Consider the following 16,304-nt stretch of genomic DNA (forward strand, 5'->3'; position numbering starts at 1 on the left):
CAACGTTTGCGGGAGCGCCTGATGTCTGCCAGATCCACCAGCCAAGCCTTGCGACTGCCTTCGATCGACAGCCTGCTACGCCATCCAGCCTGCCAGCCGCTGGTCGAACGCTATGGTCGCGACGCCTTGCTCGCCAGTCTGCGCCAGTTGCTCGATGACTTGCGCGAACCCGTCCTGGCAGGGCAACTCAACGAGGTCGAACTCACCGCGCAAGTGCTGGCAGGCAGGGCGGGCGAGCGTCTGGCCAGCCAGCATCGCAGTCACGTGCGCCGTGTGTTCAACCTCACCGGCACGGTACTGCACACCAATCTGGGCCGCGCCTTGTTGCCGGAGGAAGCCATCGACGCCGTGCAAATGGCCGCGCGCTATCCGTTGAACCTGGAGTTCGACCTGCACAGCGGCAAGCGCGGCGACCGCGACGACCTGATCGAGGGCCTGATCCGCGAGCTGACCGGCGCCGAAGCGGTGACCGTGGTCAACAACAACGCCGCCGCGGTGCTGCTGACCCTCAACAGCCTGGGCGCACGCAAGGAAGGCATCATCTCCCGAGGCGAATTGATCGAAATCGGCGGCGCCTTTCGCATTCCCGACATCATGGCGCGCGCCGGGGTCAAACTCGTCGAGGTCGGCACCACCAACCGCACCCATGCCCGCGACTACGAAGCCGCCATCGGCCCGCGCAGCGGCCTGGTCATGCGGGTGCATGCGAGCAACTACAGCATCGAGGGGTTCACCACCCGGGTGCCGACCGCAAAGCTCGCGCAACTGGCGCACCAACATGGCTTGCCGCTGCTGGAAGACCTCGGCAGCGGCAGCCTGCTGGACCTGACCCGTTGGGGCTTGCCGGCCGAACCGACGGTGCGCCAGGCTCTGCTCGATGGCGCGGACATCGTTACTTTCAGCGGCGACAAATTGCTCGGTGGTCCCCAGGCCGGGTTGATTGTCGGCCGCAAGGACTTGATCACGCGGATCAAGAAAAACCCGCTGAAACGTGCGCTGCGGGTCGACAAGCTTACCCTGGCGGCGCTCGAAGCGGTGCTGGGGCTGTACCGCAACCCAGACCGACTGGCCGAACGCCTGCCCAGCCTGCGCCTGCTGACCCGATCGCAAACCGACATCCTTGCTCAAGCCGAGCGCCTGCAACCGTCCCTGGCCAATCGGCTGGGCGCGGGCTGGAGCGTCAGCGCAGTACCGGCGCTGGGGATGATCGGCAGTGGCAGTCAGCCGGTGGCGCGCTTGCCGAGTGCCGCGTTATGCCTGCGACCGCTAACCTCTAAACGTCTGCGCGGGCGAAGCCTGCATGGGCTAGAACAGGCCCTTCGAGCCTTGCCGATCCCGGTGCTCGGGCGCATCGACGACGACGCCTTGTGGTTGGACCTGCGGCAACTGGACGACGAACCGGCATGGCTGGCGCAACTCGATCAATTGCAGGTGCCGTAAGGTGATCGTCGGCACCGCTGGGCACATCGACCACGGCAAGACCGCATTGCTTGAGGCCTTGACCGGGCAGGCCGGTGATCGGCGCCGGGAAGAACGCGAACGCGGCATGACCATCGACCTCGGTTACCTCTACACCGCGCTGGAACCGGGCGCGGCCCTCACCGGTTTCATCGACGTGCCCGGTCATGAGCGCTTCACCCACAACATGCTCGCCGGCGCACAGGGCATCGACCTGGTGTTGCTGGTGGTGGCCGCCGACGACGGCGTGATGCCGCAGACCCGGGAACACCTGGCCATCGTCGAGTTGCTGGGCATTCCCCGCGCACTCGTGGCGATCAGCAAATGCGACCGGGTCGAATCATCCCGGGTGCCAGTGGTGCGCGAGCAAATCGAATCCTTGTTGGCGCACGGGCCCTATGCCTATGCACCGTTGATTGCGCTGTCGAGCGTGACCGGGCAGGGCATCGACACCCTGCGCCAGGCCTTGCTGGATGCGCAGCGTGAAGTGCTGCAACGCAGCCTCAGGGGTGGCTTTCGTCTGGCGATCGATCGGGCATTCAGCGTCGCTGGCGCGGGGATCGTGGTCACCGGCACGGCGCTGTCCGGCCAGGTGGCGGTGGGCGATACGCTGCTGCTCGGTCCCCTCGGCAAACCCGTGCGGGTGCGTGGCCTGCATGCGCAGAATCAGGCCGCCGAACGCGCGACAGCAGGGCAGCGCGTTGCGTTGAACCTGAGCGCGGAACGCCTGGCGTTGGAGCAGATCCATCGCGGACAGTGGCTGTCGGCGCAGTGGCTGTACGCACCGACCCAGCGTCTGGATATCGACCTGCAGTTGTTGCCCGGCGAGCCTCGCGCCTTCGAGCATTTTCAACCGGTGCATGTGCATATCGGCACGCAAGACGTGACCGGGCGCGTGGCCTTGTTGGAGGGTTCCAGTCTGGCGCCGGGTGAGCGTATGTTTGCACAGATCCTGCTCAATGCACCGGTGCAGGCAGTGAAGGGCGATCCGTTGATTCTGCGTGACCAGAGCGCGCAACGGACCCTCGGCGGCGGTCGAGTGCTTGATCCGTTCGCACCGACCCGACACCGTCGCAGTCCTGAGCGATTGGCGCAGTTACAGGCGCTGCTGACGACCACAAGCCTTGAAGACGTCATGCCGATGCTGCTGGCCAACAGTGACACCGGACTTGATCCGCAACGCCTGGAACGCCAGTTCAATCATCCGCGCGCAAACTGGCTGTTGCCGGATGACGTGCGGTTGATCGAAACGCGGCAGGGTCCGCTGTTGTTCAGCGCTGCTCGCTGGCAGGCATTGAAAGCGGAGTTGTTGGAGCATCTGGCGCGTTTTCACCAACTGGAGCCGGACCAGATGGGCCCGGACCGCGATCGCCTGCGTCGATTCACCGGGACAGCACTCGATCGCCCGTCCTTCATCAGCCTGCTCGACGAATTGCTGACCGATGGTGTCATCACCACGAGCGGGCCGTGGCTGCATTTGCCCACTCATCAAGTGCGCTTGAGTGAAGGCGACGAAGCCCTGTGGCAACAGTTGCAGCCGCGGTTCGACGCGGCCGGGTTTGATCCTCCGTGGGTGCGCGAACTGGGTCATGATGAGGCCAGGGTGCGCTTGCTGCTGCGCAAAATGGCCCGGTTGGGGCTGCTGCATCAAGTGGTCCGCGACCTGTTTTACACCGACGCGATGATCCGGCGTCTGGCGGCTATGCTGATGCAGCTGGCCGAGGATAACCCGGTGATTCAGGTGTCGGCGTTTCGCGATGCGGTGGGCCTGGGGCGCAAGCGCAGTATCCAGATTCTCGAATACTTCGACCGGCTCGGCCTGACCCGGCGCTTTGGGGACAAGCGCCACATCCGCCAGGACAATGCACTGGCCCGGCCAACCCATCATTGATTTCAAGGAAGGTAATCGCGCCCGGTGGCGCGGCCGGGCTTCAAACCCGGTTGGGGACGGCATCCGTTCCCGGGCAGGTTCGACTCCGGCTACCTTCCGCCACTTTGTTATTGCTGCCCAGATGATCGTTCCCATGCTCCGCGTGGGAATGCCGCCCGGGACGCTCCGCGTTCCACTGGCAACGCAAGACTTGAGCCCTGCGCACGAGTGACGCGGAGCGTCACGGGATGCATTCCCACGCGGAGCATGGGAACGATCAGTCGCTGGCACCGCAGCTCCGCAAGTTGCCCTGGCTGCTCATTGCATCACATAACGCCCCGGTGCCGGCTCCAACGCAGGATATTGGGCGTTCCCCGCGTGCAGCACCGATGCCTCGCGCTCTCCGGCATGCTCGGCCAGCCAGTTGAACCAGTCATTCCACCAGCTACCTGGATGCTGTTGGGCGTCGTTGAACCAGGTGTCCGGATCTTGCGCCAAGTGGTCGTTGATCCAGTAGTGGCGTTTTTCCCTGGCGGGGGGATTGATCACCCCGGCGATATGCCCCGAGGCGCCGAGTACAAAACGTTTGCTGCCGCTGAGCAAGCCGGTACTGGCGTAAGCGCTTCTCCAGGGCACGATGTGGTCGTCATGGGTGGCGAGGATGTAGGCCGGCGCATCGATGGCGCGCAGGTCGAGTTTCACCCCGCAGCAGTCCAGCTCAGCGGATTTCAGGTCGTTCTGCAAATAGGTGTGGCGCAGGTACCAGCAGTACATCGGCCCCGGCAGGTTGGTGCTGTCGTTGTTCCAGAACAGCAGGTCCAGCGCGTTCGGTTTCTGGCCCTTGAGGTACTTGTCGACGTTGTAGTTCCACCACAGATCGTTCGGCCGCAGCAGCGAGAAGGTATTGCCCATGTCCTCGCCCTTGAACAGGCCGATGGGGCCGTCGATACCACCGATGGTGCGTTCGCGGTAGGCCACGAGTTGTTCGTCGACGAAGATATCGATGGGGCCGGTGTCGAGGTAATCGAGAAAAGTGGTCAACAGGCTTACGCTGGCGATTGCTTTGTCGCCGCGTGCCGCCAGGACCGCCAGCGCGGAGCTGAGCAACGTGCCACCGATGCAGAATCCCACACAGTTGGGGCGCTGTTCGCCACTGATTTCGCGGGTCACTTGCAGGCCTTTGATGATGCCGGTCTCGATCAGATCATCCCAGGTGGTACCGGCGTGGGCCTGATCGAAGTTGCGCCACGACATCAGGAACACCGGATGACCTTGCTGCAACAGATGGCGAACCATCGAGTTGTCCGGGCGTAGGTCGAGGATGTAGTACTTGTTGATGGACGGCGGCACGATGAATACCGGGCGTTGGTACTGGGTTTCGGTTTGCGGGTGGTACTGAATCAGCTGGAACAGTTCATTTTCGAATACGACTTCGCCGGGCGTGCTGGCCAGGTCTTCACCGACCTTGAAGGCGCCGCTGTCGCACTGGCGCATCTTGCCTTCCTGCAGGTCGCTCGCCAGGTGCAACAGGCCCGTGAGCAGGCTGCCACCCCGGGTATCGACGACACGCTGCAGGGCATCCGGATTGCTCGCCAAAAAGTTGCTCGGTGCACCGGCGGCAATGGCTTGCTCCACCAGATACAGCAGGCGCTGGCGCGGCTTCCTGTCCTTGATCGGCAACTTGTCGAGCAGTTTCAGCAGGAACCCGGCGTTGAGCAGGTAAAACGCGGCGAGGGAGCCAAACAGTGGATTGCTCCAGTTGCCGCTGGCGAAACGTCGATCATCGAAGGTGAATGCCTGTCCGGTCAGCAGGCGCTGGCCGAGTTCGCCCCATTGCGTCTGATAGTCGGATTGAAGGCCATCCAGCGTTTCGCGGGGCAAGTCGAACCAGTCGTTGTAGGGCTGCCCGGTAAACCAGGGATTGCTGCTGACCCAGAGTCGTAATTGTTGCACTGCAAAGGAGGCCGCGAACGGGACCTGGCCAGACCAGAACGTGTTGAAGGTATGCGCGTTGTTGTCCATGGAGCTCCTTGCCCGCATAGGAAGCCCGGGCAGAAAAAAACCACGGCGCCGGAGGTCGGCGCCGAGTCAGCAGCGAGAGGCAATAGACCGATTCATCGGAGGCAGTCAGGTTTTGCATTGCAAGAAGGGCAGTGTTGGGCATTGGCGGGCGTTGCGGAAGTGTTGGGCGGTGACTGTCCGGTGTCCAACGGTGCCACGCCCGGTCACCGGTCGGATGCAGGGAAAAACACTGATTACCTAAACTTGTATCAATACTTTGAATTGAGCGGACACTCAGTATTTGCTTACCGCAAATCAGTCGTGGCTCCGGACAGGATGTCCGGTTCCAATCGTCATCGAGGACGCCATGTTTAGAATGAGTTCAGGCTATGCCAACGTGCTGGTCAATACGCTCTCGGCGCAAGGACTGGATGTCGCCAGTCTGTGCCGGGAAGCCGGGTTGGACCTGGGGCTCGCCAACACGCCCGGAGCGCTGTGCGAGCGCAGGGTGATCTATCGCTTGTGGCAACTGGCCGCGCAGGCCGGAGGAGATCCGGACATCGGCCTCAAGGCCTATGGGCATTTCCATCCGGGCACGTTTCAGATCGTCGGCTACACGATGATGTCGAGCCTCAATCTGAAACTGGCACTGGAACGCCTGGTGCGCTTCAGTCCGTTGATCGGCACCGGGTTCAGCCTGTTTTTTGTCCCCGAGCAGCAGCATTTCCGCTTGGCCTCGCTGGATCACCAACAATCGGGCTCCATCAAGCCACGCCAGTATGTCGATGCGGGGTTGGCGTCTCTGCTGGGTTTTTGCCGATGGCTCGGCGACGGCAAGCTGCCGCAACCCCTGAGTGTGGAATTCAGCTATCCGGAACCTGCGGACACGTCGGAGCATCGACGCTTGTTCGGGTGCGACCTGCAATTCGGCTCGGCCTACGACAGCATCCTGTTTGACGGCCAGGAGATCCTCCGGCCGCTGAGTATGGCCAACGAGGCGCTGGCGGTGCTGCATGACAGCTTTGCCGAGGCGCGACTGGATCTGCTGTTCGGGTTTTCCATCGTCGGCAGAATTCGCGCACTGATCACAGAGCGCTTGAGCCACGGCCAGGGACAATGCGACATGGAGTCGATCGCCGGCGCCATGAACATTAGCAAGCGAACACTGCAGCGGGCACTGGAAAAGGACGGCACGCAATTCAAGGACGTGCAGAACGCTGTCCGTCGACAACTGGCCGACTTCTACCTGCGCCATTCTCACTTCAACATGAAGAATGTGGCGTATCTCCTTGGTTTCCATGACCACAGCAGTTTCAACAAGGCGTGCAGTCGCTGGTTCGGCATGACCCCCGGCCAGTACCGCGCCGATGAGTCATGTGAAACTGCGCTTGCACTCCGCTCTGAGGGGCTGCTCGTCAACGCATGAGCATCAGGCTGCCGAGCGTGCCATAGACACCGTAGAAACACAGTTCCTGAGCCGCATCGCGCAGATCGCGGTAGCCGTTAAAGGCATCAAAGATCTGGTTGGATAACAGCGTCTGCCAGGCCAGCAACGGGTTGTCCGGGCTGGCGGGCTGACGCTCCTTGCGAACCTGCGCGGCGCTGTCGGCCAGCCACCACAGCGCCGGGTTCGCGCTGCTCCACAGCACTTGCTGTTGCTGGAAGGGATGGGCCTTGCGCAGCAGTTCGGCGCTTGGCTCGTTGATCAGCTGACGTAGCCACGGCCGTACGAAGCCGTCATACAGACTGTTGTTGATCCCGGACGCGCGATCGACCAGGGCGAATTCGCGATCGTCATCGCGCGGTGGCGCAACGTCGCCATGGATGTCGGCAATGCGTCGGGTTTCGAATCGCACGGAGTAGGGGGTATCCGGGTTGTCCGGCAAGTCATCGATCAGCATTTCATACAGCCCGGCCGGCAGCGATTTGATCGTCTCGACCGCGCCCAGCAACTGCCGGTGCTCGCGCCGCGCCACTTCGCCGGAAACGAAGATGCCCAGGTGACCGATGCTGGCATGGCGTAGATAAACGATCGTGCGCCCGGCGCTTTGCAAAGCCAGATCGCTGGGGTAAACGTCGGCGATCCAGTCGAGGGCCTGTTGCGGCGAGGTGATGTTGTCACCGTACGAACAAAACACCACCACCGGGACTTCTATCCGCTTGAGATCGAGCCCGTTGCTCTTGCGTCCGGGGCCGCCGGACAACCGATTGCCTATGAACAAATCGTCGACGATCATCTCGATTTCCTCGCCATTGAGCAGGGTCGGGCTGCCCCACCAACGCTCGAAATCGAGAAACCGGGGCGCTTCGCTGTCGACTTCACTGAACAGGTGGTAGTACTTGCCCCACCAGGCATTGGCCGGGTCGAGATTCTCGAAATTGCTTACCAGCCAGGTGCCGTCGAAACGGTCATTGCCCAAATCGCTGGCCAGGCGCGCCATCCAGCCTCCGCCCAGCAGGCCGCCGGTGTAGCGCATCGGATTGCGCCCGTTGACGCCAGCCCAGTACGACAACGGCGCGCCGTTGACGATGATCAGGCCCGGCAATTCCGGCCGGTTTGCCGCCAGCCCCATCAGCGCCCAGCCCGCCTGGCAATTGCCGATCACCACGGGTTTGGCGCTGTCGGGATGCCGCTCACTGACCACTTCAATAAAACGCGCCTGGGCGGTGACGATGTCCGCCAGCGTCTGCCCCGGCGCTGGCGCATGGCTGAAGGCGATGAAGTAGGTGGGGTGACCGGCGCGCAGGCTCTCGCCAATGACCGAATCCTGTTTGAATCCCCCAATGCCGGCGCCATGGCCGCCACGTGGGTCGATGATGATCACTGGCCGATTCCTGCTGTCGACCGGTTGCCCGGGCCCCGGGAGAATCTGCAGCAGCGAGTAATTGACAGGACGCGGCAGGTCCGCGCCGTCGACCAGGGTTTGATGATCGAACTTCAACAGCAACGGATACCCGGCGCGTTCGTGGGCCAGCGAGTTGTCGCCGCGCTGACGCAAGGTGTCCCAGAACAGCACGCTGCGCTGCCCGAGATCCGTGAGGTATTCCTTCCAGTCAGCGGCGCTGGGTTGCCTGAGTTGCCCAAGTCTTGCGGGTGCATAGGTCGTTGCCTGGCGTTTCTGCACCGCGTCGAGGATGTTGCGGGCATTAAGACGATGCAGATGATTGAGGTGGTCGAATGAACCGGAGCCGGTGCGCAACGGTTTATCCTGCGGCGCAATATCTTCTTCCAGACCCATCATGATCTCCTGATGCCGTACACGGGGAACGGTTCAAACCAGGCCCGTTGGTTAAGCAGGCAATGGTCGGCCGTCTAAGTTCAGGAGTCTATCGCTAACAGGCTGGGACAGGTAAGGTTTATTTTGCACTGCACAAAATAAGCGTTGCTAAAGACATTTGTGCGCTGCAAAATGAGGTCTAGCGCGATGACTGTCGGATCGCTGTCGTGTCCTCAGGCCCCTTCGGGCCTTTCTGTACCAGGAGTTCAAGCATGTTCTTTTTCAACCCGGAAAAACTGCAAAATGTTCAGAAAGCCAACCTCGATCTTTTGCAGCACATCAGCGGCAAAGTCTTCGCCAGCGTTGAGCAACTGAGCCAGCTGCAGTTCAAGGCACTGCGTGAATCTACCGAAGAGCAATTCGAAGGTGTACGCAAACTGCTGGCCGTCCGCGATCCCCAGGGCTTCGCCGATTTGCAGGCTTCTTTCAGCCAGCCAAGCGCACAGACTGAACGCCTGGCCGAGTACAACCGTCAGGTGCAAGCATTGATCGTGGGCACCCAGTCGGACATCGCCCAACTGACGTCGAGTCAGGTCGAGGCGGGCACTCGGCAGGTCCAGGATTTTGTAGAAGAGATCAGCAAGAACGCACCGGCCGGTTCCGAGCCAGTGGTGGCGGCCTTCAAATCGGGCCTGGCGAATGCCGGTACCGTGTTTGAAAACGCGCAAAAAACCGCCAAACAGGCGACAGAGGCCGCTCAGGGTAGCTTTAATGCCACAACCGCCGCCGCAGCGGACGCTGTCGCAAAAGCTGCCCCGCAAGCAAGCGCCAAGGCAACCAACGGTAACAAGTAAGTCAAATCAGTAAAGTTGCACCGATGGCGATGGGTTTATTCCCCATCGCCATTTTTTTTGCCATCGGTATTCGGCTTGACGCCAAACAGGCCGAACAGGTTCTGCGTATTCAGGTAAAGCGCCTTGGACTGGTCGACGTATTGGCGCATCAGGTCCTGCATCACCGGCGCCTGCTGGTGCATGAAGGTGCTCCAGGCTTCGGACGATTGCGCGCCGGTCTGCGACTGGATGTCGATCACGGTCTGAATGCTTTTGTCGAGGTAGCTGCCGAGTACGCCCTGGAAAGGACCGTAGAACTGGATAATCCCCATCAGCATTTCGCTGCTGAAGATCGGCTCACCGCCGCTTTCGGCTTCCAGAATGACTTGCAGCAGGATGCTGCGGGTCAGGTCTTCGCCACTCTTGGCGTCCACCACCTGAAACTCGACTTTATCGACGACCAGCTGGCGTATGTCCGCGAGGGTCAGGTGACTGCTGGTGTGCGTGTCATAGAGTCGGCGATTGGGGTACTTCTTGATCAGGCGGGGGGTGGTATCAGTCATGCGGGGCGTCTCGCGGCGGCCTGGTTTGCAGGCATCTTAACTTACTATGGCGACCGCCAAGGCAGAATCAAAAGATCGCAGCCTGCGGCAGCTCCTACAGGATGAGCGTGTATCTTCAAATGCTCACGTTACCCTGTAGGAGGCGAAGGCGTCCTGACATCCGACCTATTATTTGTTGACGGAGTACATATCCATTGCTGCGGTAACGGCTGCTTATGGTTCCGCTCTTACAGCGGGTCACTTGGAAGAGCCCCAAGTAACCAAGGGCTCTTGCCCCTGGCGTTCGGTGCCTCGCTGTGGCTCGGCATGCCCTCGCTCCGGTCCTGCTCCGTGGGCCCGCCGCCATCGGCCATCCATGGCCGGCGGCGGCTAACCCGGCATCCATGCCGGGTTGCCCACTGCGCAGAACCTCCACTCGGCCTCTCGATGTGGCAAGAAAATCAAAAGCCACAGCAAAAGCGAGGCGGCCTGACAGCCGACCTGATTGCAGGTCTGTCCGCGATCCAATTGTCGGAGCGAGCCTGCTCGCGATGAACGTCCAGACAACGCGATCCTTCAGACAGGACGCGTTATCGTTGCCGTCCATCGCGAGCAAGCTCGCTCCCACAGGGGGTCAGGTACAGCCGTAAAAGTCAGGTCGGCTGTCAGGCCGCCTCGCTTTGGCTTTAGATTTGGGCGCCCCGTTAAACCACGATGGCCGAACGCAGGTATTGCGCAGTGGGTAAACCGGCAGGACGCCGGTTTAGCCGCGCTGGGCCAGGGATGGCCCATCGCGGCGACCCACGGAGCAATGCCTTCGTTACGGCATGCCGAGCCCAGGCGAGGCACCGAGTGGTGGGGCAAAGCCTTTTGGTTCCTTTTTGCTGGGCCGGCACTCCGGCGTTTGAAAAAGGGACTCGCCGTAAGGGCGAAACCATAGGTGGCCGTTACTGCAGCAATGGATATCCCCCCAATCCAGTTCTTAACAGCCCCATGCTTAAGTGAGCAGCATTACCCTCTGGCGGGGGGATTTACCAGAGCGCCAAGGTATAGCTGAGGATCAGGCGGTTTTCATCCAGGTCGCTGCCGAAGTGGGTCGAGCGAACCGTCGCGTTACGCCATTTCACGCCGACGTTTTTCAACGCACCGCTTTGGACGACATAGCCAATGTCGGTATCGTGCTCCCATTCCTTGCCCTCGGGACGGTTGCTGCCCAGGTCAATGTTGTCGCCGCGGATGTAGCGGGTCATGAAGGTCAGGCCTGGCACGCCGATGGCCGCGAAGTTGTAGTCGTAGCGTGCCTGCCAGGATTTTTCGTCCTTGCTGGCGAAGTCGCCGATCTGCACGAAGTTCACCAGGAACGCATCGCTGCCGTTGACGTAGGCAAAACCGGTGTCGCCGCTCATGCCTTGGTAACCCAGGCCGAATGCATGCCCGCCGAGGTTGTAAGTGAACATCGCGCCGATCGCGTTGTTGTCGACATTGCTGCCGCCATCGTCCGTGGAGCGAGCGAAGCGCAGATCCGACTTCAACGACTGCCCCGTGGTCACCGGCAACACGTAGGTCAGGTTGACCAGGTGTTGGCTATAGAAGTTGTCGAGATGGCCGTAGCTGTAGCCTGTGGCGAGATTGCCGGTCCATTTGTAGTTCAGGCTGGCGAAATCGAAGCTGTCGCTGGCGACATGGCGGGACGTGATGCCCTTGGCGCCGGTTCGGGTGATACCCATGTCCTCGTAGTCCGAGGAGTCACGCTGGTTGACCTGCGTCAGTCGCCCGGCATCCACGGTCAAGCCGTCGATTTCCAGCGACGTCAACTGGCCGCCCTTGAATGTTTGCGGCAACAACCGTGAATCGTTGGCCAGCAACGTCGGTACTTTCGGCAATAGCGTGCCGAGTTTCAGCGTGCTTTTCGACGCGCGCAGCTTGGCGGTCAAGCCCAGTTCGCCGTACTCATCCTGTGCGCCTTTACGGGTGTCGCTGTGGCGTTTGAGCAGGCCGGAACCGGCGCGATCGGGGCTGGAATCGAGTTTGACGCCGAGCAGGCCGATGGCGTCAAAACCGACGCCAATCGAACCTTCGGTAAAGCCGGATTCATAGCGCAGCAGGAAACCCTGAGCCCATTCCTCCTGTTTCGATTGCGCGGCGTTGGCCTGGCGAAAGTCACGGTTGAAGTAGAAGTTGCGCAGTTCCAGGCTGGCCTTGCTGTCCTTGATAAAGTCAGCAGAAGCGGGCGCAGAGAGGCTGATGACGCCGCCGGCCAATAGTAGACGGGAAGCGAGAATGCGAGTGCTGCGGTCCATGGTTAAGCCCCTTTGATTATTATTTTTGAAATAACGGGCACAGCAGCGCCTGCCGAGGTGGCAAGGCTCAGGAAATAAAAACCGCGAACGCCAAAAGTGAGAAGCTGACGCCGCGGTGGTTCAATCGTTAGAACTGTTCGTCGGACATGCCATACAGCGAGGCGCTGCCAGCACGAATGGATTGCTCCAGGCTCAAGATGCGTGGCAACAGGCGGTGGATGTAGAAGTCGGCGGTGGCGATTTTCGCGCCGTAGAAACTTTCGTCTTCGCTACGTTTTTGCAAGGCAACCTGCGCCATGCGCGCCCAGAGCCAGGCGTAGGCGACGTAACCGAACAGGTGCAAATACTCCACCGAGGCGGCGCCGACTTCGTTGCGGTTGGTGGCGGCCCGATCCTGCAGCCAGTCGCTCAGTTCCTCCAGGCGCTCCACGGCATCGAGCAGCTGCGTGGCGTAAGGGGCGGCGGGCTGCGCGGCGAAGCGGCGGATCTCGCCGGTAAACTGCCGAAGGGCGACACCTTTGTCGGCGAGCACTTTGCGGCCGAGCAGGTCCAGCGCCTGGATGCCGTTAGTGCCTTCGTAGATCTGCGCGATGCGCACATCGCGGACCAATTGTTCTTGGCCCCATTCGCGAATGTAGCCATGACCGCCGAACACTTGCTGGCCGTGAATGCAGCTTTCCAGGCCGGTGTCGGTGAAAAACGCCTTGGCCACGGGGGTCAGCAGCGCGACCAGGTCCTGTGCGCTTTCCCGTTCCCAGGTATCGTCGGAAAATTTCGCCAGGTCCAGTTGTTGCCCGACATAACTGGCGAACGCCCGACCACCTTCGGTCATGGCCTTCATGCTCAGCAGCATGCGCCGCACGTCGGGGTGAACGATGATCGGGTCGGCCACTTTGCCTGGAGCCATGGCGCCTGTCGGCGAGCGGCTCTGAAGGCGTTCGCGGGCGTAAGCCACGGCGCTCTGATAGGACGCTTCGGCGCAGCCGATACCCTGGATGCCGATGGACAGGCGTTCGTAATTCATCATGGTGAACATCGCCGCCAGGCCCTTGTTTTGCTCCCCGACCAGCCAGCCGCTGGCACCGTCGAAGTTCATCACGCACGTAGCCGAGGCCTTGATCCCCATTTTGTGTTCGATCGAGCCGCAACTCACGGCGTTGGCGGTGCCCAGGGAGCCGTCGACATTGACCAGCACTTTCGGCACGACAAACAGCGAAATGCCTTTCGGGCCGGCAGGCGCATCCGGCAGTTTCGCCAGCACCAGATGCACGATGTTCTCGGTCAGGTCCTGATCGCCGCCAGTGATGAAAATCTTGCTGCCGGTGATGCTGTAGCTGCCGTCGGCCTGGGGTTCGGCGCGGGTGCGGATAAGCCCCAGGTCGGTGCCGGCATGGGCTTCGGTCAGGCACATGGAACCGGCCCAGCGGCCTTCATACATCGGCGGCAGATAGAGGTTTTTCAGGGGCTCGCTGGCATGGGCATCCAGCGCCAGGCAGGCGCCGGAACTCAACGCCGAATACAGCGCAAAGCTTGAGTTGGCGCCGTAGAGCATCTCTTCGAACTGCACGGCCAGCATCTTCGGCATGCCCATGCCGCCGAACTCGGCGTTGCCGGACAGCCCGACCCAACCGCCTTCGATGTAGGTGGTGTAGGCCTGTTTGAAACCGCTGGGCGTGGTGACACGACCTTCATGCCACTGCGCGCCTTCTTCGTCACCGCTGCGATTCAATGGCGCAATCAGATGCGAGGTGACTTTCGCCGCCTCCTCAAGAATGGCGTCCGCGGTATCGGCGTCGACGCTGTCGGCCAGGGCCGGCAGGCGCGCCCACAGGGCCGGGGCGTCAAATACTTCATGCAGCACAAAGCGCATGTCGCGCAGCGGGGCTTTGAATTCGGGCATAACGTGAACCTCAAAGGGACGGTTGTGCGGTGGGCACGGCATCGCACAGGCGAGTCGTGCCCTTTCAGTCAATGGCTGGAAGCGCTGGCGGCACCGAGGCCCGTCTGGGCGCGAACGAACTGGTCGGCGTAAGCGTCACGTTCCTTCTCGGCGCGCACGCTGCGGTCGAGTCTGGACACCACGACAATCACCAGGAACGCCAGCGGCATGGAGAACAGCGCCGGGTGGTCGTACGGGAAGATTGCGTGAGTATTGCCAAGCACGGTGACCCAGACTGCCGGCGACAGGATCACCAGCACCAGTGCGCAGACAAGGCCGGCGAAGCCGCCGATAATCGCGCCCTTGGTAGTCAGGCCTTTCCAGTACATGGCCATGATCAGCACCGGGAAGTTGGTCGATGCGGCAATGCCGAATGTCAGGCCCACCAGGAACGCGACGTTCATCTTCTCGAACAGAATGCCCAGCAGAATCGCAATGATGCCCAGCCCCACGGTAGCCATGCGCGTGACGCGCATTTCCTGTTTCTCGCTGGCCTTGCCTTTCTTGAACACGGTGGCGTAGAGATCGTGGGAAATCGCCGATGCACCGGCCAGCGCCAATCCGGACACCACCGCCAGGATGGTGGCGAACGCGACAGCAGCGAGGAAACCGAAAAACAGGTTGCCGCCGACCGCCTTGGCCAGGTGCATGGCAACCATGTTGCCGCCGCCGATCAAGGCACCGCCGACTTCACCGTTGACGTAATACTGCGGATCGGTACCGATGATCACCATCGCGGCAAAGCCGAGCGTGCAGACCACGAGGAAGAAGAAGCCGATGAAGCCGGTGGCATAGAACACCGACTTGCGTGCTTCCTTGGCATTCGGCACGGTGAAAAAACGCATCAGAATGTGCGGCAGACCGGCGATGCCGAACACCAGGCCCAGTGACATCGACGCGGTGTTGATCGGGTCGGCGAGCATCGAGCCCGGGCCCATGATGTTCCAGCCACTGGCGTGGGCCTGGACGGCCTTGTCGGCCAGGGTCTCGTAGCTGAAACCGAACTGCGACATCGCCATTACCGCCAGGGTGGTGCCGCCGGCCAGCAACAGCACGGCCTTGATGATCTGCACCCAGGTGGTCGCGATCATGCCGCCGAAGATCACGTACACCAGCATCAACGCACCGACGATCACCACCGCTACCGGGTAGTCGAGGCCGAACAGCAGCTTGATCAACTGACCCGCGCCAACCATTTGCACGATCAAGTAGCAGCACACCACGGTCAACGAGCCGAAGGCAGCGAAGATCCGCACTTTGTTCTGATCCAGTCGATAGGAAACGATGTCAGCGAAGGTATAGCGTCCCAGGTTGCGCAGACGTTCGGCCATCAGGAAGGTGATGATCGGCCATCCGACAAAGAAACCGATGGTATAGATGAAGCCATCGTATCCCTTGGCAAACACCAGGCTGGAAAGCCCCAGCAGGGTAGCCGCGGACATGTAGTCTCCGGCAATCGCCAGGCCGTTCTGAAACCCGGTAATACCACCGCCTGCCGTGTAGAAGTCCGAGGTGGATTTGGTTTGGCGCGCAGCCCACCAGGTGATGGCCAGCGTGCCAAGCACGAATACGAAGAACATGCCGATCGCATTCAGGTTGAGCGGTTGTTTTTCCACCGTGCCCAGCGCTGGCGCGGCAATGACGACGCAAGCAGGCAACAGGCCGGCAGCGGCGAGGGTAAGCGTTCGGAACAGGTTCATCACTTGCTCTCCTCAAGAATGGCGGCGCCCAGTGCGTCGAAGCGCGTGTTGGCGCTGTACACATACCAGCCGGTCAATAACCAGGAAAACAGGATGATCGCCGCGCCAACCGGCATCCCCAGCGTCAACATCCGATGTTCCCCAAGCGGCGCATGCAGCCACTGCGGGGCAAATGCCACAATCAGCATGAACAGGTAATAAATGCCCAGCACGGCGGCGCTCAACGACCAGGCCAGGCGCGACCGGCTGCTCACCAGTTGCAGGAATTTCGGATTGCTGCGAATGCGTTCGCAGCGCTTGGTATCAGTTGAATGGATGTCGGTTGAATGGATATCGGTCATCGCTAGCTCCACTTTGTTTTTGTTATCAGTCTGTGGGGGCCGGCAGCCGAATTCGGCGTGCACGAGCCCGAAGCGGCAGGTCAATCACCTGCCGCCTGAGGG

Annotated in this window: 11 protein-coding genes and 1 tRNA gene; 5 read left to right on the forward strand and 7 right to left on the reverse strand. The window is 61.3% G+C overall.

Annotation, left to right across the window (positions count from 1 at the left end; all coding sequences use genetic code 11):
* The first annotated feature begins 21 nt into the window (after positions 1 to 21).
* From selA to ACA054_RS14175, 3 genes are all read left to right on the forward strand, one after another.
* The gene (gene selA / locus ACA054_RS14165) at positions 22 to 1,440 is read left to right on the forward strand and encodes an L-seryl-tRNA(Sec) selenium transferase (RefSeq protein ID WP_497689946.1); all 1,419 of its coding nucleotides are present in this window, start codon (positions 22 to 24) and stop codon (positions 1,438 to 1,440) included.
* A gap of 1 nt (position 1,441) precedes the next feature.
* The gene (selB, locus tag ACA054_RS14170) at positions 1,442 to 3,349 is read left to right on the forward strand and encodes a selenocysteine-specific translation elongation factor (protein WP_497689947.1); all 1,908 of its coding nucleotides are present in this window, start codon (positions 1,442 to 1,444) and stop codon (positions 3,347 to 3,349) included.
* Positions 3,350 to 3,355: 6 nt separating this feature from the next.
* Positions 3,356 to 3,451: transfer RNA gene (locus ACA054_RS14175), tRNA-Sec, on the forward strand.
* A gap of 195 nt (positions 3,452 to 3,646) precedes the next feature.
* On the opposite strand, the gene phaC is transcribed toward ACA054_RS14175, so the two are convergent.
* Entirely contained in the window at positions 3,647 to 5,350 is a 1,704-nt protein-coding gene (phaC, locus tag ACA054_RS14180; RefSeq protein WP_497689948.1) for a class I poly(R)-hydroxyalkanoic acid synthase, read from the reverse strand.
* Positions 5,351 to 5,696: 346 nt separating this feature from the next.
* Between phaC and ACA054_RS14185 the strand changes: the two genes are divergently transcribed.
* On the forward strand, positions 5,697 to 6,755 hold the full coding sequence (locus tag ACA054_RS14185; protein ID WP_497689949.1) for an AraC family transcriptional regulator: 1,059 nt from the start codon (positions 5,697 to 5,699) through the stop codon (positions 6,753 to 6,755).
* On the opposite strand, the gene ACA054_RS14190 is transcribed toward ACA054_RS14185, so the two are convergent.
* On the reverse strand, positions 6,745 to 8,568 hold the full coding sequence (locus ACA054_RS14190; protein WP_497689950.1) for a DUF3141 domain-containing protein: 1,824 nt from the start codon (positions 8,566 to 8,568) through the stop codon (positions 6,745 to 6,747). The genes ACA054_RS14185 and ACA054_RS14190 overlap by 11 nt on opposite strands.
* Positions 8,569 to 8,819: 251 nt before the next feature.
* Here ACA054_RS14190 and phaP point away from each other — a divergent pair, with 251 nt between their 5' ends.
* Positions 8,820 to 9,401 carry a TIGR01841 family phasin gene (gene phaP / locus ACA054_RS14195; protein ID WP_497689951.1) on the forward strand — a complete coding sequence of 194 codons (582 nt, stop codon included), beginning with the start codon at positions 8,820 to 8,822 and terminating at the stop codon, positions 9,399 to 9,401.
* 35 nt (positions 9,402 to 9,436) lie between these two features.
* Here phaP and phaR read toward each other — a convergent pair whose 3' ends face one another.
* The 5 genes from phaR to ACA054_RS14220 form a co-directional block, all read right to left on the reverse strand.
* Positions 9,437 to 9,943, reverse strand: a complete 507-nt coding sequence (gene phaR / locus ACA054_RS14200; protein ID WP_497689952.1) for a polyhydroxyalkanoate synthesis repressor PhaR — start codon at positions 9,941 to 9,943, stop codon at positions 9,437 to 9,439.
* Positions 9,944 to 10,953: 1,010 nt separating this feature from the next.
* Complete coding sequence (locus ACA054_RS14205; RefSeq protein ID WP_497689953.1) at positions 10,954 to 12,222, reverse strand: OprD family porin; 1,269 nt, start codon at positions 12,220 to 12,222, stop codon at positions 10,954 to 10,956.
* A gap of 127 nt (positions 12,223 to 12,349) precedes the next feature.
* Positions 12,350 to 14,122, reverse strand: coding sequence for an acyl-CoA dehydrogenase C-terminal domain-containing protein (locus ACA054_RS14210; protein WP_497689954.1), 1,773 nt, complete (start codon positions 14,120 to 14,122; stop codon positions 12,350 to 12,352).
* A gap of 68 nt (positions 14,123 to 14,190) precedes the next feature.
* Complete coding sequence (locus ACA054_RS14215) at positions 14,191 to 15,861, reverse strand: cation acetate symporter (protein ID WP_497689955.1); 1,671 nt, start codon at positions 15,859 to 15,861, stop codon at positions 14,191 to 14,193.
* Positions 15,861 to 16,202, reverse strand: coding sequence for a DUF485 domain-containing protein (locus ACA054_RS14220; RefSeq protein WP_497690296.1), 342 nt, complete (start codon positions 16,200 to 16,202; stop codon positions 15,861 to 15,863). The genes ACA054_RS14215 and ACA054_RS14220 overlap by 1 nt, the downstream gene beginning before the upstream one ends.
* Positions 16,203 to 16,304: the final 102 nt, after the last annotated feature.

This window comes from Pseudomonas sp. LBUM1653, assembly GCF_059716115.1.